The sequence below is a fragment of the Thiomonas islandica genome, from assembly GCF_055383445.1.
In genome coordinates, this window is the sequence record NZ_AP042391.1 from 821,428 (window position 1) to 843,842 (window position 22,415).

Consider the following 22,415-nt stretch of genomic DNA (forward strand, 5'->3'; position numbering starts at 1 on the left):
CTTTAGTGCCTGTGCAATCGCCAGGAACGGGACGGCGGCGCCTAAGATGATGCTCTGATCGCGCCACCGCGCTGCGCCCCGCAATTGACGGTATCCCCATCTTGGCAACTCCCGAAGAACTCTGGCTCAAGTCGCGCAAGAAAGACATCCAGCCGGCGCTGAACCGCGCGGTCGGGCTGGGGCTGCTGGCCGGCTGGCTGATCATCGTGCAGGCGTGGCTGCTGGCGCGGGTGGTGTCAGCGGTCATCATCGAGCACCGGCAGTTGGCCGATGTATGGGGCGAACTGGCGGCGATGCTGCCCGTTTTCGTTTTGCGCTTTTTGCTCATGCGCGCCTCGGAAAACGTGGCCTTCGAAGCCGCGGCGCAGGTGCGACGCGATCTGCGCACAAGGCTGTACGACCATCTGCAGGCGCTCGGGCCGCTGTGGCTGAACCGCCAATCCAGCGGCGATCTGGCCAATGCCATCGTCGTGGGCATCGACGCGCTCGAGGCGTATTACGCACGCTATCTGCCCAGCATGTCGCTGACCGCGCTGGTGCCACTGTCCATTCTGATGTTCGTGCTGCCGCAGGACTGGATTTCTGGGCTGGTGCTGCTGGGCACGGCACCGCTGATCCCGATTTTCATGATTCTGGTGGGCAAGGGCACCGAGACCATGAATCAGCAGCAATGGCAGCTGCTTGCCCGTATGAGCGCGCGCTTTCTCGACAGCCTGCAAGGGTTAACCACGCTCAAGCTGTTTGGCGTGAGCCGCCATGAGGCCGAAGTCGTTGCCACGCTGACCGAGGAATACCGCGTCGGCACGATGAAGGTGCTGCGGGTGGCGTTTCTGTCGTCCGTGGTACTGGAGTTCCTGTCAACCATCAGTATTGCGATGGTCGCGGTGTTCATCGGCTTTCGACTGTTCTACGGCGAGATGCATTTTTTCAACGGCTTTTTCGTGCTGCTGCTCGCCCCCGAGTTCTACCTGCCGCTGCGCAATATGGGTACGTTCTATCACGCCCGCATGGAAGCCATCGGCGCAGCGCAAAAGCTGCTCGAACTGCTCGACACGCCGATCCCGCCGCATGCCAGACGCAGCAGCGGGACGCAAACCCTGGACGCGACACAAGCGGTGCGCATCCGCTTCGACGCCGTGACCGTGCGCTACGGCGACGACCTGCCCGCGGCGCTCGACGGGGTGAGCTTTTCCGCCCCGGCACGCGGGCTGACCGCACTGGTGGGCGCCAGCGGCGCAGGCAAGAGCACGGTGCTGCACGCGCTGATGGCGCAGGTGCAACCGGCGCAAGGGCAGATTCTGGTCAATGACACGCCACTGGCCGCGCTCGACCCGGACGACTGGCTGCGCCATGTGGCCTGGGTGCCGCAGCGCCCGCACGTGTTCGAGGGCACGGTGCGCGACAACATTGCGCTGGGCCAGCCAGATGTCAGCCAGCAGGCAGTGGAGCGCGCAGCCCGCGCGGCGCAGGTGCATGAGGTCATCGCCGCGCTGCCGCAGGGCTACGACACCCCGCTGGGCGAGCGCGGCATGGGACTGTCGGGCGGGCAGGTGCAGCGGCTGGCGCTGGCGCGCGCGCTGCTCAAGGCAGCGCCGCTGGTGCTGCTCGACGAGGCCACGGCGCAGCTCGACGCGCAGACGCAGGCGCAGGTGACCGCGGTCATCGCCGATCTGGCGCACCATCGCTGTGTCATTCTGGCAGCGCACCGCCTGAGCACGGTGCTGCGCGCCGATCATGTGGTGGTGCTCGATGCCGGCCGCGTGGTCGAGCAAGGCGCACCCGACGCGCTGCTGGCCGCCGGCGGCGCATTCGCGGCACTGGTGCGGGCGCATGACGCCCCGAGCGGCGCACTGCTGGAGGCCCACCCATGAGCATGCCCTTGTGGCCCGCCGATCTTGATGTCGCGCAGGCGCGTGCCGACCTGCTTCGGCTGATCCGGCTGTTCCTGCCCTACCGCAAGTGGATGCTATGGGGTGCGCTGGCGGCGCTGGTCACGCTGCTAGCAAACGTGGCGCTGATGGCGACCTCGGGCTGGTTCATTGCGCAGATGGCGCTGGTCGGCCTCGTCGGCGCGGCGATGGACTACTTCACTCCGGCAGCATTCATCCGCGGCATGGCCATTACCCGCACCGCGGGGCGTTACATCGAACGGCTGGTCACGCACGAAGCCACCTTCCGGCTGCTACAGGAGTTGCGGGTATGGTTCTACCGCCACCTGGAACCGCTGGCACCGGCACGGCTGCAGCAGCTGCGCGGCGCCGACCTCAGCAGCCGCCTGCTCAGCGACATCGACGCGCTCAATCACCTGTACCTGCGGGTGCTGGTGCCGGTGGGGGTGGCGCTGGTCGGCGGCCTTGCCATGCTGGCGATGATGGCGCTGTTCAGCGGCCGGGTGGCCATATCCACCCTGCTGTTTTTGCTGCTGGCCGGCGGTGCCGTGCCGCTGCTGGCCTTGCGCCTTGGCCATGCGCCTGGCCGCGCATTGGTGGACCTGCGCGCGCGGCTGCGCGGCGCCGCGGTGGACGGCCTGCAGGGACTGGGCGAGCTGCGCATCTACGGCGGCGCACAGCGGCAGGCGGGGCGCATCGTGCAGATTTCCGATGCGATGATCGACCAGCAGCGCCAGCTCAGCCGCGCCACCGGGCTGTCGCAGGGGCTGCTCGTGTTGTGCGCCAATCTGGCGATGTGGAGTGCGCTGCTGCTGGCCATTGCGCTGGTGGGCAGCGCCCGTCTGGCCCCGGCGCAGTTGCCGATGCTGGCGCTGTTCGTGCTGGCCAGTTTCGAGGCCGTGCTGCCGCTGCCGCTGGCGCTGCAGATGTTGGGCGAGACCCTGGCGGCGGCGCGGCGGATTTTTGACATTCTCGACGCCAGGCCGCAGATCGACGAACCTGCCGATCTGCCTGCGCCACAGTGGCTCGACTCCGGCCTGGTCATCGAGGATCTGGGGCTGCGCTACCCCGGCGCGCCCGACGGCGCCTGGGCGCTCGACGGCCTGAGCCTGCGGCTGCAGCCGGGTGTGCGGGTGGCGCTGGTCGGGCCCAGCGGCGCGGGCAAAAGCACGCTGGTGCAGGTGCTGTTGCGGTTCTGGGAGTACCAGCGCGGCACGGTGCGCATTGGCGGTCACGATTTGCGTGCCTGGCCCGGGCAGGTGCTGCGCGGGCATATCGCCGTGGTGTCGCAAGACACCTATCTGTTCAACACCACGATTGCCGACAACCTGATGCTGGCCAAGCCCGATGCCACACGGCAGGAACTGATCGCGGCATGCAAGGCGGCGCAGCTGCACGACTTCATCATGTCCCTGCCCGAGGGGTACGACACCTGGGTGGGCGAGGGCGGGACGCGGCTGTCGGGCGGGCAGGCGCGGCGCGTGGCGATTGCCCGCGCGCTGCTGCGCGATGCGCCGCTGCTGATCCTGGACGAACCGACCGAGGGGTTGGACACGCTGACCGAGCGCGACCTGCTGCGCGACATTGCCACGCTGATGCAGGGCCGTACGGTGCTGCTGATCACCCACCGCATCGCGGCGCTGCCTGCGGCGGTCGACCAGGTGCTGGTGATGGAAGCAGGCCGGGTGGTGGAAAGCGGCAGCCCGGCTGAGCTGCTGGCGCGCCCGCATGGCGCGTTTCGCGCGCTGCACGATGCGCTGTAAGGCAACACGGAGCATCCGGGTAGGGGAGGCGTTCTCGCCCACGGTGGTCACGCATGAGGCGCGGCCCCTCCCCCGCCGTGTGGGGGAGGATGGGAGGGGGAGGAGTTCAGACCGCTGCGTGCCGAATCAACAGGCTGCGGCGCGTTCAACGCAGCCCGGGTAGCGCCGGCAGCAGGCCGCGCAGGCTCAGCCCCTCCTCGCTCAACGCGGTAGCGATGGCCAGTCGCAGCGGGCCGAAGCGACTGGAGGCGTCGAGCACCAGCCGGCGCACCAGCCGCGCCGTGCGGCGATCGTCGGTGTAGAGGGTGGCGATCGCCTGGGTGGCAAGGTACAGCGGCCGGGTGGCGCGACGATGCGCCGCCTCGAAGCGCTGCAAGCGCTCGGGCGCGGCAATGTCGGTACCCGCGCGGACTGCGGCGAGGATTTCGCGCGACAACAGCTCCACCCCGTGCAGCCCGAAGTTGAAGCCATGCGCGGTGACCGGGTGCATGCCCACCGCGGCATCGCCGATCAGCGCAACACGCGGGCCGACGAACCGCTGCGCATAAACCCCGATCAGCGGGTAGGTGTGGCGGCTGCCAGCGCGCGTCATCCGGCCCAGCCGCCCCTGGTAACGCCGGGTGATGTCGCGCTCGAAATCGGCATCCGGGAGTTCGAGCAGGGCCTGCATCTCATGCGGCGGCAGGGTGAGCACCACCGACGACAGATACTCGGACAGCGGCAGCAGCGCCAGCGTCTGACCGAAGCCGAACCACTCCCAGGCGGTGTGGTGATGCGGCTGCTCGTGCCGCATGCGGCACACCAGCATGGTCTTGCCAAAGTCGTGCGCATCGGCGCCGATGCCCATCTTGCGCCGGGTGTCGGAAAACCGGCTGTCGGCGGCGATCAGCAGCCGGGCGCGAATGGGCCGCGCCGCTGCTGCCGCATCGGTCTGTTCCGCCGCAGCGGGCTCGGCCAAAGGCTGTAGCTCGATTTCCACCTCGTCCGCAGCGGTACGAATCGCGCCGACGCGGTGGCGGTCGAACAGAGTCAGTCCCTGTTGCCCCTGCACCGCGGCCCATACCGCGCGGCGGATCTGCTGGTTGGGCACCAGCGCGCCCAGCGCGGTCTTGCCGCGCAGCGGCGCCACGCGCATCGGCTGGCCGTCGTTGCCGTTCATCACGATCGCGTGTTCCAGCGGGAACACCTGGTCGGCAGGAATGTGGTCGAACACGCCGGAGGCACGCAGGCTGCGCAGGCTGCGCAGGCTCAGCGCGATTTCGCGGCCGTCGAACGGCGGATCGGCCAGCGCGGCGGCACTTTGCTGCTCGATGAGGGCGATACGCAGGCCGCTGTCGGCCAGCGCCCGCACCATGGACAGACCGGCCGGGCCGGCACCGATGATGGCAAGGTCGAACATCATGGGAAGAGATCGAAGGCAAGTAGAAACCAGCTTACAGCCGCGCCATTTCGAGCGGCGCCTCACCATACACTGCTCGCGCCAATCCCCGCAGCGCCGCGCACAAGCCCTCTTCGAGCACGGGGTGATAGAACGGCAGGGTGAGCACCCCGGCCACGCGGGCACAGGTGGTGCCGTAGGGGCCGTGGTTGACGATGACAAAGTCGTCGGTGTGCTTGCGCACCTGGGACAGCGCGGTCAGGCCGGCCGTCCCGGCGCCGAGGATGGCGATGTGGACGTGACGCACGCAGGGGCTCCTGGGAAGTGGAATCCGTGCCAGTCTATTGGCGCGGCAAGACCGCCGTTTTGGGCCGGGTCAAGCCGCATGGAGTGTTGCCGCGCAGTCAGGTGTGGTCATGCACTGGCGCTTGCCCGGCCTCGGCATGCACCACGGCGAGCATGGTGTCGCGCCTGTCGGCAGTGGCAAACATGGGGCTGGCGCAGCGCAGCTCAGCTCGCCTGCTGCTCCAACGTGAAATGCGCCCCGCCGAACTGGCCGAGCGCCCCGGTCAGCCAGGGCAGCAGCGCCCGCAAGGTGGCGTGCAAGGTCCAGGGCGGGTGGATCACGAACACCCCGCTGCCCAGCAGACCGAAGCCGTCGGCACCGGGCGCACGCACCTGCATGCGCACGTCCAGCCAGTCGGCCTGAGCGGCGATGCGGCGCAATTGCTGCGGCAGCAGGTGCGACTCGCGCCGCTGCAGCACCGGGTACCACACCACATAGGTGCCGGTGGCAAAGCGCCGCAGAGCGTCGGTCAGGGCTTGGCGCAGCGCGGCATAGTCGGTCTTGAGCTCGTAGGATGGGTCGAGCAGCACCACGGCGCGACGCTCTGGCGGCGGCAGCAGGCTTTTGAGCGCGACAAAGCCGTCGGCGCAGCGCACCTGCACCCCGGGCTGCGCGCCGAAGGTGGTATCGAGCACGCGATGGTCGGTGGGGTGCAGCTCGAACAGCCGCAATCTGTCCTGCGCTCGCATCATCCGCTGGGCGATCGCAGGCGAGCCGGGGTAGGCCAACAGCTGGCCGTCTGGATTGAAGGCGCGCACCACTGCCAAGTAGTCGGCCACGGCCCTGGGCGCATCGTCGCGGCTCCACAGCCGCCCGATACCGTCGGCATACTCCGCGTTTTTCTGCGCGGCGGGGTCGTGCAGCGCGTACGCTCCGGCGCCGGCATGGGTGTCGATCACCCAATAGGGCTTGTCCTTGCGGTTCATGTGCTGCAGCACCTGCACCAGCACCAGGTGTTTGAGTACGTCGGCATGGTTGCCAGCGTGGAAAGCGTGTCGGTAGGCGAGCATGGGAGTAATGTAGGGCAAGCGGGAGGCCGCATGGCGCAGCGTCACGCTGCGGCACAATGCGGCTGGCCATGCGCCCGCCTGCCTGCGGCGCGCGCAGTCATCGACTCTCGTTTAACCATCATGATCTCTGCTTCCGATTCCGGCCAGCCCGACCGCAATGCCCTGGACTTCATCCGCTTCGCCGTCGACAGCGGGGTGATCGCCTTTGGCAATTTCACCACCAAGGCAGGGCGGCACTCACCCTATTTTTTCAACGCCGGCCTGTTCAACGACGGCGCCATGCTCGGGCGGCTGGCGCAGTTCTACGCCCGCGCCCTGCTCGATAGCGGCGTGTCCTTCGATTTGCTGTTTGGCCCGGCATACAAGGGCATTGCGCTCGCTGCCGTGCTGGCGGTCGAGCTGGCGCGGCAGGGGCGCAACGTGGGCTTTGCCTACAACCGCAAGGAGGCCAAAGACCACGGCGAAGGCGGCACCACGGTGGGCGCGCCGATTCGCGGCCGGGTGGTGATCGTCGACGACGTGATTTCCGCCGGCACCGCCACCGGCGAATCGGTGCGGCTGATCCGCGCCGCAGGCGCCGAGCCGGCCGCCGTGCTCATCGCCCTGGACCGCCAGGAAAAGGCCGCGATCGACGGCAAGGCACTGGACATCTCCGCGGTGCAGCATGTCAGCCGCGAATACGGCCTGCCGGTGATCGCCATTGCCAACCTGGGCACGCTGCTGGCCTATCTGGAAGGCAGCGGCAGCGAGGCGCTGGCGCGCTGGCGCCCCGCGGTGCAGCGCTACCGCGAGACCTACGGCGTGTGAGCGCCCCGCCGCGGCGTTTTTGCTACATGCCGCCGACGAAGGGGTTACTGCGGCGCTCTTCGCCGAACGTGGACTCGGGCCCATGACCGGGAATGAATACGGTGTCCTCGCCCATTGGCCACAGCCGACCGGTGATGCTGTCGAGAAGCTGCTGGTGGTTGCCGCCAGGAAAGTCGGTGCGGCCGATGGACCCGGCAAACAGCACATCGCCGACCCAGCACCGGCGCGCTTCGGCCTGGTGAAACACCACATGCCCCGGGGTGTGGCCAGGGCAGTGGCGCACGGTGAACTGCAGGGTTCCGAGCTGCAGCATGTCGCCATCGGCCAGCCAGCGGTCGGGGGTGAACGCCTCGGCCGGCGGAAAGCCGAACATCGCGGCCTGCCGCGGCAGGGCGTCGATCCAGAACTGGTCGCCCGGATGCGGGCCGATGATCGGCACGCCGGCGCGCCGCGCCAGTTCGGCCGCGCCACCGGCGTGGTCGATGTGTGCATGGGTCAGCCACACCGCTCGCAGGGTCAGCCCTTCCTGCTGCGCGATCTGCAACAGCCGGTCTACCTCGCCGCCGGGGTCGGTACACACCGCCTCGCGCGTGGAGGCATCCCACAGCAGACAGCTGTTCTGTGCAAACGGGGTGACGGGAACGGTACGGTAGCGCAGCAGGGACATGTCTTTATCCATCGCGCAAGCCGCGCTGCTCAGACCGCTGTTGCGGCTGCTGCGCCGATGATGCGGGCGTGCTCGGCCAGTTCACCCAGCAGCTGCTCGGCAGCGGTGCCGCTCAGCGTCAGAGGGGAAAACCGTGCGTCGAGCGAGTAGGCGAGAAACAGGCTGCGGTTCTTGTCGTTGCTGAGCACATAGCCCATCGACCAATCGCCAAAGAGCCGTTTGTCGATCTCGCGGTAGTGCGGGATCACCGAATCGGTGTGCCGCCTGTCGCGCAGGATACGCGCGTAGAGGGCATTGATCCGCGAGCGCGCGCCTTCGAGCGCCTGCAGAAAGTATCCATCGGCAAACACCAGCATGCCCGATAGCCCAAGCGCCGGGTTGTTGCGGCGGGAGCTGTTGAGAATGTCATGCACGTCGGCCGGCCCGAGCTGGGTGATGCGGCTGGCATAGATCATGCGGATCATCGGGTCCATGGAAGTCCTCATCGAGATTGACACTGCCCGTCCAGCGGCGATAGGAAGCGGTCAGATGCCATTGCCTGCGGCGATGATGACCTCATGCTGCTCGATGCCGCCACCGTCGCCGAAGGCCTCCTTGGGCAGCGGGTTGGGGTTTTGGTGCGCGCGTCTGAAATCGTCACTGCGCATCCAGTTCTGGAAGGCCTCGCGGCTTTCCCAATGGGTGAGGACGACGTACAGGCCGTCGTCCTGCACCGGGCGCAGCACTTCCATGCGAACGAAGCCGGGCTGCTTTTCCACCTCGCCGGCGCGCTGGCGAAAGCGTTCTTCAAACTCTGCGCGAAACGCAGCGCGCACGGGAATGCGGTTGGCGACGACGTAATGCATGGAGATTCCTCATGGTGGACAAACCGGACCGGCACAAAGACGGCAGGCCACGCATCGTAAAACGGGTGAAGCCGCCCGGCGATGCACAGGGGTTAGTCGGGCCTGTTCACACGATTGATGCCGCGAGCCTGACCTGGCTGCGTGACAAAAAAGGCCAGGTAACCCTGGCCCGAGGCGGACGCAGACACGGGTGGCGCCGTGTCTGCGCTGTGCGGCGTGCTCAGTGCCCGCCTCCGGATGCGGCGCCGTTGCGACGATCGTCCTCCTGTGCGTCGAAAAACGCGCCAGAGGCCGCAGACACCAGCACGATCATCGCGGTGCCGACGATCCAGGCAAAGTACCAAGACGCGTAGTCGCCGATGATCACGCCGATGACGATCGCGATCATCGCGATGAACAGAAACAGCAGGAAGTAGAGAAAGTTCTTCATGATGGAGTCCTTGTTCAGTAGGCGTGCGGGTCGGCCTCGACTTCGCGGGGATCGACCTTGCCGCGCATGACATAGAACGCCCAGCTGGTGTACCAGAAGATGATGGGCACGAACACCACGGCCCAGCCGGTCATCCACAGCAGAGTAGTTTCGCTGGAGATCGAGTTCCAAAGAGTGAGGCTTTGCGAGGGGTTGGAGCTCGACGGCATGAGGAACGGGAACATGGCCACACCAATGGTGCCCACCACACCAACCCATGACAGCGCGCCCAGCCACCAAGCCAGGATGGGCTTGTTGCCGCGCACACTCATCCAGCCAAGGAACATGCCGGCGAATCCGAGCAGCGGGACCGCCCAGAGGACGGGGTAGGACTTGTAGTTCGACAGCCACCCGCCGGGCACGAACTCGACCGTTTGCTGCAGCGGGGTTTGTGGCACGCCGGCGCCGGGGAAGTCCACGAGCTTGTAACCGTTGAGCATGCCCACCCACACGCCCAGCACGGCAAACAACGCGATCGCAGCCAGCGCAGCATAGCCTGCGGCGGTGCGGGCACGGCCAGCGATCGGCTCAGGCGCGCGGCCCATCATCATCACCCCGCCCATGTAGACCGACAGCGACAGCGACAGCAGCCCGGCCAGCACCGCAAACGGGTTGAACAGGGTGATGAAGCTGCCGGTGTAGACCGAGCGCAGGTTCCACTCATAGTGGAAGGGCACGCCCAGCAGCATATTGCCCATGGCGGCGCCGAAAATGATCATCGGCAGCGCGCCGCTGAGCAGCAGCGTCCAGTCCCAGGCATTGCGCCAGGCCGGCGAGGCGATCTTGCTGCGGTATTCAAACCCCAGCGGGCGCACGATCATGCTCCACAACAGCAGCAGAATGACCACATACAGGCCGGAGAACGAGGTGGCATAGATCAGCGGAAACGCGGCAAAAATCGCGCCGCCGCCGAGGATGAACCACACCTGGTTGCCGTCCCAGTGCGGGCCGATGGCGTTGAGCATCACGCGACGTTCGGTGTCCGTTTTGCCGATGAAGCGCAGCAGCGTACCCACACCCATGTCCATGCCGACCATGGTGCCCAGGGCGACGAACAGCACGCCAAGCAAGACCCACCACAAGACTTGAAGAATGAGATAGAGGTCCATGATCGATTACTCCTTGTGCGCGCTCATCGGAGCGGCCGGGGTGGGAGCGAAGCCACCTCCGAACGACGGCAGCGGTTTGCGGGTAGGCGGGACGGCGGGCGCTGCAGGCGTGCCGTGCTCCTCAGGTCCTTGCTTGATCGCCCTGACCATCAGGTACATTTCTACGGCGATGAAAATGGAATACAGCGAGACGAAGCCGACCAGCGAGAAGATCATGTAGCCCACGCTATGGCTGGAAGCGGACATCCAGGTGGGAAGCAGGCCGAACACGGTCCACGGCTGACGGCCCACTTCGGCCACGATCCACCCCATCTCGCAGGCGATGAACGGCACCGGAATCATCCACGGCGCCAGCTTGAGGAACCAGCGGTTCTGCGGCGCCTCCAGCTTGCCACTGATGGTCAGCATGGTGGCGTAGATGAAGTAGGCAAGCATCAACAGGCCGAGCCCCACCATGACGCGGAAGGTCCAGAAAATCACGCTGACCTGCGGGATGGTGTCCTTCGCCGCCTTGGCGATGTCGGCATCGGTCGCCTTGGACACGTCCTGATCCGGCGCGTAGCGGGTGACGAGGAAGCCATAGCCTAGATCCTTTTCATGCGCCTTGAACTGTGCCATCGCAGCAGCATCCTTCGGGTTTTTGCTCAGCGCCTTGAGCGCCTCGACCGCCGGGATGCCGTTCTTGATGCGCTGCGCAGCCTGCGCCTCGAGCTGGTCGACACCGGGCACGACCTCGGTCATGGTGTGGGTCAGCAGCGGGGTAAGCACATACGGAATCTGGATCGACCAGACATTCCTTTGCTCGCTCTGCGACGGCCAGGCCACCAGATTGAACGGCGCGGGCGCCTTCTCGGTCTGCCACATCGCCTCCATCGCCGCCAGCTTGGTCGGCTGCGCATGCGCGCCGACGAAGCCCAGCGCGTCACCCAGGGTGATCACACCGGCGGTCGAGAGCACGCCAAACAGCGCCGCCATGCGGAACGAGCGGCGGGCGAGATCCAGATGCCGCCCGCGCAGCATGTACCAGGCGCTGACGCCGGCGACGAAAATCGCCGCGGTCACATAGCCGGCAATGCTGGTGTGCACGAACTTGGCCTGCGCGTCATGGCTGAAGATCAGCGCGCCAAAGTTGGTCAGCTCCATGCGCATGGTCACGGGGTTGAACGCCGCGCCCTGCGGATCCTGCATGAAGCCGTTGGCCACCAGAATCCACAATGCGGACAGGTTCGAGCCGATCGCCACCAGGTAGGTGACCAGCAGATGCTGTCCCTTGGTCAGGCGTTTCCAGCCGAACACCATCATGCCGATGAAGGTGGATTCCATGAAAAAGGCCATCAGCCCTTCGATCGCCAGCGGCGCGCCGAAAATGTCGCCAACGAAACCCGAGTAGAACGACCAGTTGGTGCCGAACTCGAACTCCATGGTCAGGCCAGTGGCTACGCCGAGGACGAAGTTGATGAGAAACAGCTTGCCCCAGAACTGGGTCATGTCGCGGTAGATGGTCTTGCCGGTGGTGACATAGACCGTCTCCATCGCCGCGATCATGAAACTGATGCCCAGGGTGAGGGGAACAAAAAGAAAGTGGTACAGCGCGGTGGCGGCGAACTGCCACCGCGACAAGTCCACGACGAGGGTGTCGATCATTTGGCGCTCCTGTTGTATCGATCCGTCAGTCCCCGACTGCAGGCCACGCAGAGTAGCGCGCCATGCGCAAGAACTTCACAGCAAGAATAGGCGCCGATGTATCTCGTTTTTTTGATTTGGCGCAAGGTCGGGGTATTCCCTAGGCCGAATCCGGCTCGCTGAAGCCAAAAACGGTGCGACGAATCGTCGCAGCCGCACAGCTGGGCACACAAAAGGGTGCACCCGGTCGCCGGATTGCGCGCATGCAGCCGGCCGAATCGGCACAATGCGGTGCATAGACGGCACATCGGCGTCGATCACAGCGGAGCCTCCCCATGATCTACAAATTTCAATCCAAGGCCGACAGCGACCTGTTCATGAACGCCGGCCCGGCCGAGCGGATCCTGTCCATCATCGGCAAGCAGCCCGGGCCGCAGGGCATCATCGAACCGGCGGAAATGCCCGCGGCGATTGCCGCACTCGAAGCCGCCATCGCGCAGGAGGAACAGGCGCGCAAAGCGGCACAGGAGTCGGCGGCAGCCGATGGTCAGGTGGTTTCGACGGCGCAGCCCATCGGGCTGAAGCAGCGCGCTTGGCCTTTCATTCAAATGCTCAAACGTTGCCAGCAGGCTGACACGCCGGTGGTCTGGGGCGTTTGATCGCCACTTCCAGCGCCTGCGCGCAGGGTGGAACTGCGCCGCGCGGTCAGGCCGGGTGGCCGCCGGAAGAGGCGCTGCTGCGCGGCGCGCCCAGGCGCCCGGCGAAGTGGCGCATCATGCGCCGCAGGCCAAGCCATTGCTGCGCCCAAAAACCCGCGCCATAGTCTTCGCCTTGCCCTTCGGGCGGGGGCAGTTGCGCGCGGATGCCAGTCGGCTGCAGAGGGGTGGTGAAGTCTGCTGAGCCGAACAGCATGTCCCACCATGGCAGCAGCACGCCGAAATTGCAGCCGTAAAGCCGCGCGTTGTTCTGGTGCCCGAGCTCATGGCCGTAGCCAACGGCATGGTGCAGGCGATGAAACCGCGGGCTGACCAGCAGCCGCTCACCCAGCCAGCCGAACGACAGCCGCACATTGGCATGCTGCAGGCTTTGCAGCGCGCCAGACACCAGCGACAGCGCGACGAACTGCGACGGCGGCACGCCAATGAACAGCGCAAGTAAGGCGAAGTAGGCGGCCTGCAGCACGTCGTCGAGCAGATGGTTGCGGTCATCGGCCCAGAGGCTGAGCTGGCGCTGGCTGTGGTGCACCGCGTGCAACTCCCACCACCACTGGATTTGATGCTGCACGCGGTGGTACCAGTAGCCGGCGAAGTCGAGCACGACGAAGTAGATGAGAAAGGCGACCAGCGGCCGGTCGGTGACGCCGGGCCAGAGGGTATCGAGGTTGATGTTGTCGATGCCGCGCAGCCGCAGCCACTCCTGCACGCCGTCGAATGCCGGCTGCAGGGTAAAAAACAGCACCAGATTGATCAGCCCGAGGCGGTTGATCAGGGTGTAGATCACGTCGACGCGCACCGCGCGGCGATCCGCCCAGCGCTCCAGCGGCCGCAGCGCCTCGAGCGGCCGCAGCACCGCATACACCAGCAAAATTTGCAGCGCCCCAGCGAGAAACCACAGTACCCCGTCGTACGCAAAGTCGTCATCGACCATGAGGTGGAAGTGGTAGAGCAGCGGCTGCACCAGGGTGACAAAAATCCAGGTCTGCAGCTCGCCGATGAGGTGGCTGGTGGCGTGGCTAATCCAGTCGAGCGGGTTGACCATGCCTGTGCTTTCAGTGCGCGGCCGCCACGCGCTGCGCCAGCTCAGACAGCGGCGGCAGGTTGTCGTAGAACGGCGCGCGGTTGTAGAAGTAGATGCCGTGCGGCGATTTGCCGACGGGGATGACATCGACCAGCTTGCGGGTGCGCATGTCGATCACGCCCACCGAGCGGGCAAAGCGAAAAGTCACCCACAGCCAGCGCCGGTCGGCCGACAGCTCCATGTCGTCCGGCCCGGGGCGCAGATCGGTGATGTCGCCAACCTTGGTCAGCGTCTGCATGTCCAGAATGCTGATGGTGTTCGACACCCGGTTGCTCACCAGCACATGCTGACCATCGGCCATCGAGCGGAAGTTGTGAGCCGCCTTGCCGGTGACGATCCGTTTGATGATGGCGCGCGTGCGCGGATCGACCGCGACCACCGCGTCGCTGCCGGTCAGCGCGACCAGCAGGGTCTTGTCGCCCGGGGTCAGCCACAGTCCGGCCGGGGTTTCGCCGACCTTCATGGTCCACAGCACGGTCTGCGTGGGCAGGTCGATCGCGGCCACCGAATTGGTTTCCTGCAGGCTGACATACACCGTTTTGCTGTCCGCGGTGAACGCCATATGGCTAGGCAACGCCTTGAGGGGAATGCGCCTGGCCAGCACAAACTTGCCCTGGTCGTAGCCGTAGATGTCCACACGGTTGAGCCGCAGGCAGTTCACCACGAACCAGCGGTGGTCGGGCGAAAAGCCGATCTGGTATGGATCGGGAATGCCCGGGACGCTGCCGATGGGTTTGCCGCTTCTGGGATCGAGCAGCAGCAAGTCGTTGCTCACCGCGTTGGCGACGATCAGATCCTGGCCGTTGGGCGTGGCCATCAGGTGATGTGGCTCCTTGCCCGTGGCAAAGCTGCCGATGGTCTGCCGCGTGACCGGATTGATCAGGCTGATGCGGGCATCGCCCGAATCGAGCACCACGACCACGTCGCCGCCGGCCTGCGCCTGCGCCGAACCGATCTGCGCGAGCAGGGCAAGGAAAACTAGGATGAGTCGACGCATCTGGGCACCACGGTTTGAACTGACGCGACGCCTGTGCGCTGCGTACTGCAGCCACTGTAACGCGAGCCAGCGCCAAACAGTTGACCAAAAACAGACGACGGCACCCTGCGCAACAAAAATTTGCAGAGATTTCATCCTGCGGATGTCAGCAGACTGTTGCCTTGCGCCGTTGCTTCTGGACGGCGCAAGGAACTCCGTCAGCGCGCGCCGTTCCAAATGGTGTATCGAAAGGTTTGACATGCACGCGATATTGCGCATCAAGGCGGTGCTGCTCGCGCTCATCGCCGCGGCACTGCTGGCGGCCCCCGGATGGGCCCAGGCGCGGGTGTACTGGAGTGTAGGCATCGGCTTGCCGGTGTACTCCGTCTATGGATACGGGCCGTTCTGGGGCGATTGGGACGCAGACTATCCCTGGTACCCATTCGATGACGGCTGGTTCGCATGGAGCCCGCCGGTGGTGGTCGAGCGCAGGCCGGTGGTGGTGCAGTCGCTGCCACCAGGGCCCGCGCCGCAATCGTTTTGGTATGTCTGTCAGAATCCGGCGGGCTATTACCCTTATGTCACAACCTGCCCCGGCGGGTGGACGCCGGTGCCTGCCGCACCCCCTGCGCCACCGCCTGCGCCGAGTAAATGAGCCGCTGCACTCTGCAAATCGTTTTCGAGGTCACATCATGCGAGTTTCCCGTTCCCTCTTTCTCCTTCCCGCTGCGCTCGGTGCGCTGTTGGTGCTGGGTGGCTGCGCCACGGCGCCCATGGGCCCGACGATCGCGGTCATGCCGGCCCCCGGCATGCCGTTCGAGCAGTTCCAGGCCATCGATGCGAGCTGCCGCCAGTATGCGCAGCAGCAATCGGCGCAGTACCAGACCGGCGCAAGCAACTCGGGGCTGACCTCGGCGGCAATCGCCACTGGCATCGGTGCCGCAGCGGGAGCGCTGATCGGCGGCAACAGTCAGGGCGCCGGTGTCGGCGCGGGACTGGGCCTGCTTGCGGGCAGCGCTGGCGGCGCTGGCACCTTTGGCGACACACAAAGCAGCGCCCAGCGTGCCTACAACATCGCATACCAGCAGTGCATGTATGCGCGCGGCGCGCAGGTGCCTGGGTATGCCCCGCCGCGCTACGTGCCGCCGCCTCCGCCGCCGTCCTACCCGGCCCAGCCGCCTTACCAACCGGCTCCCCAGTATCCCCAGACCTATCCGCCGGCACGGTGAAACCGTCGGGCAATCGCGCCCGCCCGCTGCAAACAGCGGGGCGAGCGCGGTCACATTTGGTCACGAGATGGAAGGTGTGATCACGCTGGCGGCGGCTATCATGCCGCGCGACCATGGGTACCTCTGCTGATTCCGCGACTGCGGGCTCCTCGCAACCGCCCGCGGGCCGCGGCAAGCGCCCCCCGAGTGGGACCCGCGAGCGCCCGCTTTGGCTCAGGATTCTGATCGGCACCGTGCTGTTCGTCCTCGCGGTGGTGCTGGGACTGGTATTCGCGGTGGTCATGCTGTATCCGCGGCTGCCCGCACTCAACGAGCTGACCGATTACCGCCCGGACCTGCCGCTGCGGGTCTACACCGCAGACGGGACGCTGATCGGAGAGTTCGGCGTGCAGCGTCGCACCGTGGTGCCGTTTGCGCAAATCCCGCTACTGGTGCGCCAGGCGTTTCTCGCCGCGGAAGACGCGCAGTTCTATCAGCATGGCGCGGTCGACTGGACCGGGGTGTTCCGCGCCGCGCTGGCCGACCTGATGCACGGCGCGGCGGTGCAGGGCGCATCGACCATCACCATGCAGGTGGCGCGGGATTTCTACCTCAGCCCGCAGAAAACGCCGCTGCGCAAGTTCACCGAAGCGCTGATGGCGTACAAGATCGAACACGAGCTGACCAAGGACCAGATTCTTGAGCGCTATCTCAACCAGGTCTATCTCGGTCAGCGGGCCTATGGCGTGGCCGCTGCGGCGCAGGTGTATTTCGGCAAACCGCTCGACCAGCTGTCGCTGGCGCAGGTGGCGGTGCTCGCCGGGCTGCCCAAGGCGCCGTCGGCGTTCAATCCGCAGACCAACATCAAGGCGGCGCTCATCCGCCAGCACTATGTGCTGGGCCGCATGCTGGCGCTGGGCGACATCACCAAGGCGCAGTATGACGAGGCCATGCAGGCGCCGCTGGACGTGGTGGCCGGCCAGGGCCTGCTGCGCTACAAGGTCGACGCCGACTATGCCGCCGAACAGGTGCGACAGATCATGGTGGCGCGCTTTGGCGAGTCGGCCTACACCGATGGCTACAAGGTCTACACAACCCTGCATGACCGCGATCAAAACGCTGCGGTGAGCGCTGTGCACAACGGGGTGCTGGCGTACGACCAGCGCCACGGCTGGCGCGGGCCGCAGGCGCGCATCGACCTGCCACCGCACGACGCCGATGCGCTGACGGTGGCGACTCGCGCACTCAAATCCTATGTCGCGGCCGGCAGCCTGCATCCGGCCGTGGTGCTGCATGCCAGCCCCATGCTGGTCGAGGCGGTGCTGGGGTCTGGCAACACGCTGGAGCTCAGCGGCGATGCGCTGCAGTTCGCCGCCGTCGGGCTGTCGCCTAAGGCCACGCCGGCGCAACGCATCGACCGCGGCGCCGTGGTCTGGCTGCAAAAGCTGGCCAAGGGCTGGCGCATCGCGCAGATGCCCGACGTGCAGTCGGCGCTGGTATCGCTCGATCCGCATGACGGCGCGGTGCGCGCCTGGGTCGGCGGCTTCGATTACAACCAGGAAAAGTTCGACCATGTCAACCAGGCGTTCCGCCAGCCAGGGTCGAGCTTCAAGCCGTTCATCTATTCCGCGGCCATCGACGAGGGGCTGGCGCCAACCACCATCATCGACGACTCGCCGATCACCATCGACCCTGGCCCGGGCCAGCCGCCTTGGACGCCGCACAACTATGACAACGAGCGCCTGGGCGCCATACCGGCGACGCTGGCGCTGGCGCATTCGGACAATGTCTGCGCGGTCAAGGTGCTGCTAGCCGTGGGCATTCCGTATGCCCGGCAGTTCGCCTCGCGCTTTGGCCTGCCGCTCGACCAGATCCCGCCGTACCCGACCATGGTGCTGGGAGCGGGCAGCTTCACCCCGCTGCAGATGGCCACCGCCTACGCCGTGTTCGCCAACGGCGGCTCGCTGGTCGAGCCGTATCTGATCCAGCGCATCGTCGATGCCCACGGCGCCACCATCTACCAGCACAGGCCGGAGGTCGCCGGCAAAAACGCGCCGCGCATCATCAGCACGGCCAACGCCTTTCTCAGCATCCAGTTGATGCAGGCGGTCATCCAGCAAGGCACGGGGGCGGCGGCGCGGTCGCTCGGCCGGGTCGATCTGGCGGGCAAGACAGGCACCTCGCAGGACTTCCACGACGCCTGGTTCGACGGCTTCAACCCCGATCTGGTCGCGGTCACTTGGATGGGTTACAACACCCAGCGCAACCTCTACCGCGGCGAGCAGGGCGCCAAGGCCGCGCTGCCGATCTGGATGGACTACATGCGCATCGCGCTGGCCGGCAAGCCCGATGTGCCCTGGCCGGTGCCGCCGGGCATCATCACCGCGAAGGTCAACCCGGCCACCGGCTTTGCGTCCAGCTCGCCCGATGCGGTGACTGGCTACTTCCTGCAGAACTTTCCTCCGCTGGCCATCGACGCGCAGATGCCGCTGTCGGCACCGCCTGCGGCATCTGCGCCGCAGGCCGCAGGCGGCGTCACCACCGGCAGCGGCGGCTTGCTGGTCGGCCCGGGCGGGGTGGCGGTGGGCACGTCCACCGTCAGCGTGCGCGGACTGGGGCCGGGAACGCACCCGGGCGCAATCGCCCAGCCGGTGCCTCAGCAGGGACCGCTGCAGCCGGGGGTGATCCTTCCCAGCCCGGACGCTCAGCCGTAAACCGGCGCGGCGCCGCTTGCGCGCTTCCTACAATGGCGCCTTCTCCAAGGCGGATTCCATGCGCACCTTTCAAGACCTCATCCTGACACTGCAGGCCTACTGGGCCGACCTGGGCTGCGCCGTGCTGCAACCCTACGACATGGAAGTCGGCGCGGGCACCAGCCACACCGCGACCTTTTTGCGCGCCATCGGCCCCGAGCCTTGGCGCGCCGCCTATGTGCAGCCCAGCCGCCGGCCCAAGGACGGCCGCTACGGCGACAACCCCAACCGCCTGCAGCACTACTACCAGTTTCAGGTGGTACTCAAACCCGCGCCCGGCAACATCCTGGAACTCTACCTCGGCAGCCTGCAGGCACTGGGCTTGGACCTCAAAACCAACGACATCCGCTTTGTCGAGGACGACTGGGAGAACCCGACGCTAGGCGCCTGGGGACTGGGCTGGGAGGTCTGGCTCAACGGCATGGAGGTGACGCAGTTCACTTACTTCCAGCAGGTCGGCGGCATCGACTGCAAGCCGCTGACCGGCGAGATCACCTACGGCCTGGAGCGCCTGGCGATGTATCTGCAGGGCGTGCAGAGCGTGTACGACTTGGTGTGGACCGAAACCGAGGTCGCGGGCCAGAAGGCGTTGCTGAAATATGGCGACGTGTTCCACCAGAACGAGGTCGAGCAAAGCGCCTACAACTTCGAGCACAGCGATGTGGAGTTCCTGCTGCACGCCTTTGCCGCGCATGAAAGGCAGGCCAAAGCGCTGATGGCCGCTCGGCTGGCGCTGCCGGCTTACGAGCAGGTGCTCAAGTGCGCGCATAGCTTCAACCTGCTCGACGCCCGCGGCGCGATTTCGGTGACCGAGCGCGCGGCTTACATCGGCCGCATCCGCAATCTTGCGCGCGGCGTGGCGCAGGAATACCTCGACAGCCGCGCCCGCCTGGGCTTTCCGCTGGCGCCGAAGGACTGGGCCGACGCGGTGCGCGCGCAGCTGGCGCAGAAAAAGGCCGCTTAAGCCGCAGCGCGGCCAAGCCGCCCTGCGCCGCCCGTACCGTTCATGCCGCCCCTGCTCCACGCCGCGTCCCGGTTTTCACCCCCTGCACCATGACCACCTCCAATTTGCTTATCGAACTGTTCACCGAAGAACTCCCGCCCAAGGCCCTGCCCGCGCTGGGCCGTGCCTTTGCCGACGGTCTGGCCGAGCGCCTGAAAGCGCAAGGGCTGGCCGCAGCGGATGCGGTGGTCACCCCGTATGTCAGCCCGCGCCGACTAGCGGCGCACATCACCGGTGTGGCCGCCAAGGCCGCCGACCGCGCAGTGGCGCAAAAACTCATGCCCGCGTCGGTCGGACTGGACGCCAGCGGCGCTCCCACGCCTGCGCTGCTGAAAAAACTCGCCAGTCTCGGGCTGGACGCCAGCGCCGCGGCGCGGCTGCGGCGCGAAGGCGACGGCAAGGCACAGGCGCTGTTCATCGATACCGTGGCTGTCGGCCTCACGCTGGCCGAGGGCCTGCAGGCCGCGCTGCACGACACCCTGGCCAGGCTGCCGATCCCCAAGGTCATGGCGTATCAGCTGGCCGACGGCTGGAGCACGGTGAAATTCGTGCGCCCGGCGCACGGTCTGGTTGCGCTGCACGGCACCGACGTGGTGCCGGTGCAGGCGCTCGGGCTCACCGCAGGCCGCCACACCCATGGCCACCGCTTCGAGGCGCTGTCCGACCCCCTCGTTTTGCCCCACGCCGACAGCTATGCCGAAGTGCTGCGCACCCAGGGAGCGGTAATCGCCTGTTTCGATGCGCGCCGCGCCGAGATCGCCGCGCAGCTGCAGGCGGTCGCAGCGCGCGCTGGCGACGGCCTGCGGCCGATCGATGACCCTGCGCTGCTCGACGAGGTCACCGCGCTGGTCGAACGCCCCAATGTGCTGCTGTGCCAGTTCGACCCGGCGTTTCTCGCGGTGCCGCAGGAATGCCTGATTCTGACGATGAAGGCCAACCAGAAATACTTTCCGCTGCTCGACGCCCAAGGCAAGCTGACAAACCGCTTTCTTGTGGTGAGCAATATCACCCCCGCCGACCCAACCGCGGTGATCCAAGGCAACGAGCGGGTGGTGCGCCCGCGCCTGGCCGATGCGCAGTTCTTTTTCGAGCAGGACCGCAAACGCACACTGGAAAGCCGCGTGCCCGGGCTGGACAAGGTGGTCTATCACGCCCGGCTCGGCTCACAGGGCGCGCGCATGCGCCGGGTGCGGGCAATGGCCGGAGCAATCGCCGCGCAAATCGCTCCCAGCCGCCCGGTGGCGCTAGCCGAGCGCGCCGCGCTGCTGGCCAAGGCCGATCTGCTGACTGACATGGTGGGCGAATTCCCCGAGCTGCAGGGCATCATGGGCCGCTACTACGCGCTGCACGACGGCGAAGACCCGCGAGTGGCGCAGGCGATCGAAGACCATTACCGGCCGCGCTACGCCGGCGATGCGCTGCCGCGCAGCGAGGTCGGTCTGGCGCTGGCGCTGGCCGACAAGCTCGACACCCTGGTAGGGCTGTTTGGTATCGGCGAGCGCCCGAGCGGCGACAAGGATCCATTTGCGCTGCGGCGCCATGCGCTGGGCATCGTGCGCATGCTGATCGAGCGCGGGGAGGCGCTGCGCGCGCTGCCACTGTCTGCGCTGCTGGTCATCGGCAACACCGCGTTTCAGGGCGTGCTGGGCTATCAGGACCCGACCGCGGAGGTCGCCGAGTTCGTGCGCGAACGCCTGGCCAACTGGCTGCGCGAGCAGGGATACACCGCGCAGGAGGTCGATGCGGTGCTGGCGCTGCAGCCGCAGTTTCTCGCCGAGGTGCCGCGCCGCCTCGACGCGGTGCGCGCCTTCTGCGCGCTGCCCGAGGCACAGGCGCTGGCCGCGGCAAACAAGCGGGTGGGCAACATCCTGAAAAAGTCCGAAGCGGCGGTCAACGCTGACGCGCTCGACGCCAGCCGCCTGGTCGAACCCGCCGAGCAGGCGCTGGCGCAGGCGCTGCAGGCCATCGCCCCGCAGGCCGACGCGGCCCATGCCCGCGGCGACTACACGGCTGCGCTCCGGGCGCTGGCCGCGCTGAAGGCGCCGGTGGATACGTTTTTCGACAGCGTGATGGTCAACGCCGACGATCCGCTGCTACGCGCCAACCGTCTGGCGCTGCTGGCACGGCTGCAGGCGGCGATGAACCAGGTGGCTGACCTCTCACGCCTGGCCGCCTGAAGCTGCGGGACAATGCCAGCATGAAACTGCTCATCCTCGACCGCGACGGCGTCATCAACCACGACAGCGACGAGTTCATCAAGTCGCCCGACGAATGGGTGCCGATTCCCGGCAGCCTGGAGGCCATCGCTCGGCTAAACCACGACGGCTGGCATGTGGTGGTGGCAAGCAACCAGTCGGGCATCGGCCGCGGGCTGTTCGACATGTCCACGCTCAACGCCATCCACCGCAAGATGCTCCGTGGACTGGCCGCCGTGGGCGGGCGCATCGACGCCATTTTTTTCTGCCCGCATGCGCCGGAAGATCACTGCAGCTGCCGCAAACCCAAGCCCGGTTTGTTCCAGGACATCGCCAAGCGCTTTGAGCTCGAGACGCTGCAGGGCGTGCCCGCCGTGGGCGACAGTGTCCGCGACTTGCAGGCCGCACAGCCGCTGGGCTGCGATCTGCATCTGGTGCGCACCGGCAAAGGCGAGCGAGTCGCCGACCTGGGCAACCTCCCGGTCGGCACGCGGGTACATGACGATCTGGCCGCGTTCGCCACCTGGCTGCTGCAACAGCCCAGGGCGACAGTCGACAAGGCCTGACGCTGCTGACC

At 66.7% G+C, this 22,415-nt stretch carries 21 protein-coding genes; 10 read left to right on the top strand and 11 right to left on the bottom strand.

Annotated features, from left to right (window positions below; all coding sequences use genetic code 11):
- The first annotated feature begins 101 nt into the window (after nucleotides 1-101).
- Nucleotides 102-1,871, top strand: coding sequence for a thiol reductant ABC exporter subunit CydD (cydD, locus tag ACZ47F_RS03950; protein WP_464925997.1), 1,770 nt, complete (start codon nucleotides 102-104; stop codon nucleotides 1,869-1,871).
- Nucleotides 1,868-3,652, top strand: a complete 1,785-nt coding sequence (cydC, locus tag ACZ47F_RS03955) for a thiol reductant ABC exporter subunit CydC (protein WP_464925998.1) — start codon at nucleotides 1,868-1,870, stop codon at nucleotides 3,650-3,652. The genes cydD and cydC overlap by 4 nt, the downstream gene beginning before the upstream one ends.
- 145 nt (nucleotides 3,653-3,797) lie before the next feature.
- Here cydC and ubiM read toward each other — a convergent pair whose 3' ends face one another.
- The 3 genes from ubiM to ACZ47F_RS03970 form a co-directional block, all read right to left on the bottom strand.
- Nucleotides 3,798-5,054, bottom strand: a complete 1,257-nt coding sequence (gene ubiM / locus ACZ47F_RS03960; RefSeq protein ID WP_464925999.1) for a 5-demethoxyubiquinol-8 5-hydroxylase UbiM — start codon at nucleotides 5,052-5,054, stop codon at nucleotides 3,798-3,800.
- Nucleotides 5,055-5,085: 31 nt separating this feature from the next.
- Nucleotides 5,086-5,337 carry a hypothetical protein gene (locus ACZ47F_RS03965; protein ID WP_464926000.1) on the bottom strand — a complete coding sequence of 84 codons (252 nt, stop codon included), beginning with the start codon at nucleotides 5,335-5,337 and terminating at the stop codon, nucleotides 5,086-5,088.
- A 203-nt stretch (nucleotides 5,338-5,540) separates the two neighbouring features.
- A complete protein-coding gene (locus ACZ47F_RS03970; RefSeq protein ID WP_464926001.1) occupies nucleotides 5,541-6,386 on the bottom strand; it encodes a 23S rRNA (adenine(2030)-N(6))-methyltransferase RlmJ in 846 nt (281 codons plus the stop codon).
- 120 nt (nucleotides 6,387-6,506) lie between these two features.
- On the opposite strand from ACZ47F_RS03970, the gene pyrE reads away from it, so the two are divergent.
- Nucleotides 6,507-7,193: an orotate phosphoribosyltransferase gene (gene pyrE / locus ACZ47F_RS03975; RefSeq protein ID WP_464926002.1), complete on the top strand. Its 687-nt coding sequence runs from the start codon at nucleotides 6,507-6,509 to the stop codon at nucleotides 7,191-7,193.
- A 22-nt stretch (nucleotides 7,194-7,215) separates the two neighbouring features.
- On the opposite strand, the gene ACZ47F_RS03980 is transcribed toward pyrE, so the two are convergent.
- The 6 genes from ACZ47F_RS03980 to ACZ47F_RS04005 all read right to left on the bottom strand — a co-directional run bounded on the left by ACZ47F_RS03980 (nucleotide 7,216) and on the right by ACZ47F_RS04005 (nucleotide 11,927).
- A complete protein-coding gene (locus ACZ47F_RS03980) occupies nucleotides 7,216-7,854 on the bottom strand; it encodes an MBL fold metallo-hydrolase (RefSeq protein ID WP_464926570.1) in 639 nt (212 codons plus the stop codon).
- A gap of 35 nt (nucleotides 7,855-7,889) precedes the next feature.
- Nucleotides 7,890-8,333: a BLUF domain-containing protein gene (locus ACZ47F_RS03985; RefSeq protein ID WP_464926003.1), complete on the bottom strand. Its 444-nt coding sequence runs from the start codon at nucleotides 8,331-8,333 to the stop codon at nucleotides 7,890-7,892.
- 51 nt (nucleotides 8,334-8,384) lie between these two features.
- Complete coding sequence (locus tag ACZ47F_RS03990; RefSeq protein WP_464926004.1) at nucleotides 8,385-8,705, bottom strand: antibiotic biosynthesis monooxygenase family protein; 321 nt, start codon at nucleotides 8,703-8,705, stop codon at nucleotides 8,385-8,387.
- Between the two features lie 220 nt (nucleotides 8,706-8,925).
- Nucleotides 8,926-9,135: a hypothetical protein gene (locus tag ACZ47F_RS03995; protein WP_464926005.1), complete on the bottom strand. Its 210-nt coding sequence runs from the start codon at nucleotides 9,133-9,135 to the stop codon at nucleotides 8,926-8,928.
- A 14-nt stretch (nucleotides 9,136-9,149) separates the two neighbouring features.
- Nucleotides 9,150-10,283: a cytochrome d ubiquinol oxidase subunit II gene (cydB, locus tag ACZ47F_RS04000; RefSeq protein WP_464926006.1), complete on the bottom strand. Its 1,134-nt coding sequence runs from the start codon at nucleotides 10,281-10,283 to the stop codon at nucleotides 9,150-9,152.
- A gap of 6 nt (nucleotides 10,284-10,289) precedes the next feature.
- Nucleotides 10,290-11,927, bottom strand: a complete 1,638-nt coding sequence (locus ACZ47F_RS04005; protein ID WP_464926007.1) for a cytochrome ubiquinol oxidase subunit I — start codon at nucleotides 11,925-11,927, stop codon at nucleotides 10,290-10,292.
- Nucleotides 11,928-12,241: 314 nt separating this feature from the next.
- Here ACZ47F_RS04005 and ACZ47F_RS04010 point away from each other — a divergent pair, with 314 nt between their 5' ends.
- Entirely contained in the window at nucleotides 12,242-12,565 is a 324-nt protein-coding gene (locus ACZ47F_RS04010) for a DUF1840 domain-containing protein (RefSeq protein ID WP_464926008.1), read from the top strand.
- 46 nt (nucleotides 12,566-12,611) lie between these two features.
- Here the strand turns inward: ACZ47F_RS04010 and ACZ47F_RS04015 are convergent, their stop codons facing one another.
- Both ACZ47F_RS04015 and ACZ47F_RS04020 read right to left on the bottom strand, forming a co-directional pair.
- Nucleotides 12,612-13,664, bottom strand: a complete 1,053-nt coding sequence (locus ACZ47F_RS04015; protein ID WP_464926009.1) for a sterol desaturase family protein — start codon at nucleotides 13,662-13,664, stop codon at nucleotides 12,612-12,614.
- A 10-nt stretch (nucleotides 13,665-13,674) separates the two neighbouring features.
- The gene (locus ACZ47F_RS04020; RefSeq protein WP_464926010.1) at nucleotides 13,675-14,700 is read right to left on the bottom strand and encodes a YVTN family beta-propeller repeat protein; all 1,026 of its coding nucleotides are present in this window, start codon (nucleotides 14,698-14,700) and stop codon (nucleotides 13,675-13,677) included.
- A 238-nt stretch (nucleotides 14,701-14,938) separates the two neighbouring features.
- Here ACZ47F_RS04020 and ACZ47F_RS04025 point away from each other — a divergent pair, with 238 nt between their 5' ends.
- The 6 genes from ACZ47F_RS04025 to gmhB all read left to right on the top strand — a co-directional run bounded on the left by ACZ47F_RS04025 (nucleotide 14,939) and on the right by gmhB (nucleotide 22,404).
- Complete coding sequence (locus ACZ47F_RS04025; protein ID WP_464926011.1) at nucleotides 14,939-15,334, top strand: hypothetical protein; 396 nt, start codon at nucleotides 14,939-14,941, stop codon at nucleotides 15,332-15,334.
- A gap of 37 nt (nucleotides 15,335-15,371) precedes the next feature.
- A complete protein-coding gene (locus ACZ47F_RS04030; RefSeq protein ID WP_464926012.1) occupies nucleotides 15,372-15,908 on the top strand; it encodes a hypothetical protein in 537 nt (178 codons plus the stop codon).
- Between the two features lie 233 nt (nucleotides 15,909-16,141).
- Nucleotides 16,142-18,601: a penicillin-binding protein 1A gene (locus tag ACZ47F_RS04035; RefSeq protein ID WP_464926013.1), complete on the top strand. Its 2,460-nt coding sequence runs from the start codon at nucleotides 16,142-16,144 to the stop codon at nucleotides 18,599-18,601.
- Between the two features lie 58 nt (nucleotides 18,602-18,659).
- Nucleotides 18,660-19,604, top strand: coding sequence for a glycine--tRNA ligase subunit alpha (gene glyQ, locus ACZ47F_RS04040; protein ID WP_464926014.1), 945 nt, complete (start codon nucleotides 18,660-18,662; stop codon nucleotides 19,602-19,604).
- Between the two features lie 89 nt (nucleotides 19,605-19,693).
- Nucleotides 19,694-21,820: a glycine--tRNA ligase subunit beta gene (glyS, locus tag ACZ47F_RS04045; protein WP_464926015.1), complete on the top strand. Its 2,127-nt coding sequence runs from the start codon at nucleotides 19,694-19,696 to the stop codon at nucleotides 21,818-21,820.
- Nucleotides 21,821-21,840: 20 nt separating this feature from the next.
- A complete protein-coding gene (gene gmhB, locus ACZ47F_RS04050; RefSeq protein WP_464926016.1) occupies nucleotides 21,841-22,404 on the top strand; it encodes a D-glycero-beta-D-manno-heptose 1,7-bisphosphate 7-phosphatase in 564 nt (187 codons plus the stop codon).
- Nucleotides 22,405-22,415: the final 11 nt, after the last annotated feature.

Excerpts from the sequence above, each read along its gene's own strand:
- glyQ (WP_464926014.1), top strand. The coding sequence starts at position 18,660 with ATGCGCACCTTTCAAGACCTCATCCTGACACTGCAGGCCTACTGGGCC.
- ACZ47F_RS04010 (WP_464926008.1), top strand. The coding sequence starts at position 12,242 with ATGATCTACAAATTTCAATCCAAGGCCGACAGCGACCTGTTCATGAAC.
- ACZ47F_RS04030 (WP_464926012.1), top strand. The coding sequence starts at position 15,372 with ATGCGAGTTTCCCGTTCCCTCTTTCTCCTTCCCGCTGCGCTCGGTGCG.
- ACZ47F_RS03970 (WP_464926001.1), bottom strand. The coding sequence starts at position 6,386 with ATGCTCGCCTACCGACACGCTTTCCACGCTGGCAACCATGCCGACGTA.
- ACZ47F_RS04025 (WP_464926011.1), top strand. The coding sequence starts at position 14,939 with ATGCACGCGATATTGCGCATCAAGGCGGTGCTGCTCGCGCTCATCGCC.
- ACZ47F_RS04005 (WP_464926007.1), bottom strand. The coding sequence starts at position 11,927 with ATGATCGACACCCTCGTCGTGGACTTGTCGCGGTGGCAGTTCGCCGCC.
- ACZ47F_RS03995 (WP_464926005.1), bottom strand. The coding sequence starts at position 9,135 with ATGAAGAACTTTCTCTACTTCCTGCTGTTTCTGTTCATCGCGATGATC.
- ubiM (WP_464925999.1), bottom strand. The coding sequence starts at position 5,054 with ATGATGTTCGACCTTGCCATCATCGGTGCCGGCCCGGCCGGTCTGTCC.
- cydC (WP_464925998.1), top strand. The coding sequence starts at position 1,868 with ATGAGCATGCCCTTGTGGCCCGCCGATCTTGATGTCGCGCAGGCGCGT.
- ACZ47F_RS03985 (WP_464926003.1), bottom strand. The coding sequence starts at position 8,333 with ATGGACCCGATGATCCGCATGATCTATGCCAGCCGCATCACCCAGCTC.
- ACZ47F_RS03990 (WP_464926004.1), bottom strand. The coding sequence starts at position 8,705 with ATGCATTACGTCGTCGCCAACCGCATTCCCGTGCGCGCTGCGTTTCGC.
- cydB (WP_464926006.1), bottom strand. The coding sequence starts at position 10,283 with ATGGACCTCTATCTCATTCTTCAAGTCTTGTGGTGGGTCTTGCTTGGC.
- gmhB (WP_464926016.1), top strand. The coding sequence starts at position 21,841 with ATGAAACTGCTCATCCTCGACCGCGACGGCGTCATCAACCACGACAGC.
- ACZ47F_RS04020 (WP_464926010.1), bottom strand. The coding sequence starts at position 14,700 with ATGCGTCGACTCATCCTAGTTTTCCTTGCCCTGCTCGCGCAGATCGGT.
- ACZ47F_RS04015 (WP_464926009.1), bottom strand. The coding sequence starts at position 13,664 with ATGGTCAACCCGCTCGACTGGATTAGCCACGCCACCAGCCACCTCATC.
- pyrE (WP_464926002.1), top strand. The coding sequence starts at position 6,507 with ATGATCTCTGCTTCCGATTCCGGCCAGCCCGACCGCAATGCCCTGGAC.
- glyS (WP_464926015.1), top strand. The coding sequence starts at position 19,694 with ATGACCACCTCCAATTTGCTTATCGAACTGTTCACCGAAGAACTCCCG.